Raw genomic sequence first — 1600 nt, forward strand, 5'->3', positions numbered from 1 at the left:
AATCAGGGGCGAAGGATTATAGCCATCGTCTGCGCTGTGATGTTCCCCCAGACCAATCACGTCAAACCCAACACTGTCGGCCCATTCAGCCATATCGACGGCTGCTGAAAAAAGCTGCTCTCGCGCTGCACCAAAATCCGGGGCACGCATATCGAAAATCATCACCAGTTCCATTCGGCCTTCCTTTCAAAAGAGGCGGTGGTGGGTAACTATATCGTGGAGGAGGTGGAGGCTTCGAGCGAAATGGTGAGGCAATTGATCTTGGGATGGAGTACTAAACCGGAACTGGTTGGCTTGCCCTTGTACCGTTTCTGAATTGGCAATAAGCCCAAGCGGCTAGTGCAATGGAAAACTGTAGACAACGCAAAAAGCTATGGCATGATGTTGCGAGCGCCCTATAACAGGGCGTATGCATCATAAAAAATTGAGGGAAAAATATGAAAAAAGCTATTTTGGCGGCGGGGTTTGGGGTTTTTATGGCGCAAGCGGCGGTAGCAGAGTCGTACCTTGGTCTTTCCTATGCGTTTTTCGAAACCGAGCTTGAATCCGGCGGTATCTCCGTCGATTTTGATACACCCACTATACAGTTCGCCATTGGACACCAGTTTAATGAAAACCTTGGTGCCGAGTTCCGTGTCGGGTTGGGCGCGGACGAAGACAGCTCCTTTGGGCTGGACGTTGAAGTCAGTGACTATTTTGCCCTGTATTTAAAACCGACGCTGCCGCTGTCGGATACGCTGTCTCTCTATGCCCTGCTTGGCGTTGCCAAAACCACCGTTGATACCAGCTTCGGTGATGATGACGACAGCGACATCAGTTACGGTTTCGGATTTTCTGCGGATGCAAATTCAGAAGTCAGTTTTTTTGCAGAGTATGTCAGCCTCTATGATGACTCCGACGACGGTGTTGATGTAGAGATCAATGGCTTTAACCTTGGTGTCGCCTTTTTGTTCTAATCAGGGCGATAAGGTTGGCGAGCTCCCCGGGGATGCTATGAGCTGCGGGAGCTCGCTCGGCAAGTGAAAACTTTGCCGAGCTGATATTAGCAACATCTGTAAAACCCTCTCACCAGCTTATCTCAGGCTAACATACTCGCAGTACGTTAAACCTTCGGACTGGAGAGCGCCAAAGTGGCATATCGCTATTTCAAGTGGGGCTTACTACACCGATTTTTTCTAACGGAAAGCGATACTTGTCAGGCCGCGTCAATTGACTGTAAATGGACGCTTAAATCAGCGGGTCATAGGAATTTACCGGCGTCTTTGGTGGCAATAATACACAGCACACCACCAATCCCCAAAAGCCCGTATCGCACTACCAAACGTCGTTGGTTACGCGCACCACGTAAAAGCCACTGTAGCCATCGGTGTACCAGATTTCCTTGCGCTCGGGGGCAAAGGCCGGTTTGGACATGGCCCAATTACTTGCCGGCGCTGGCTGGGTAATAATGCGCGGCAGGACCGGTGCGTTAAAGTAGGCCACTTCACGCGGATTTTCCGGGTCACGGATATCAAAAATCCGCAGGCCGGACAGAATCATACTGCAGGCCGCAATATCCGGGTCTACCCGGGTGGGAATGTCACAGTAGTGACCGGCATAG

1 protein-coding gene and 1 pseudogene are annotated in these 1600 nt (G+C 50.9%); one reads left to right on the forward strand and one right to left on the reverse strand.

Annotated elements, in window-relative coordinates:
* Nucleotides 1-437 precede the first annotated feature (437 nt).
* On the forward strand, nt 438-956 hold the full coding sequence (locus ABYP33_RS19060; protein WP_373092923.1) for a porin family protein: 519 nt from the start codon (nt 438-440) through the stop codon (nt 954-956).
* Nucleotides 957-1314: 358 nt separating this feature from the next.
* Here the strand turns inward: ABYP33_RS19060 and ABYP33_RS19065 are convergent.
* Nucleotides 1315-1600: pseudogene (locus ABYP33_RS19065) on the reverse strand (hypothetical protein); the annotation flags it as partial.

The organism is Zhongshania sp., from assembly GCF_041584495.1.
Lineage (GTDB): Bacteria > Pseudomonadota > Gammaproteobacteria > Pseudomonadales > Spongiibacteraceae > Spongiibacter.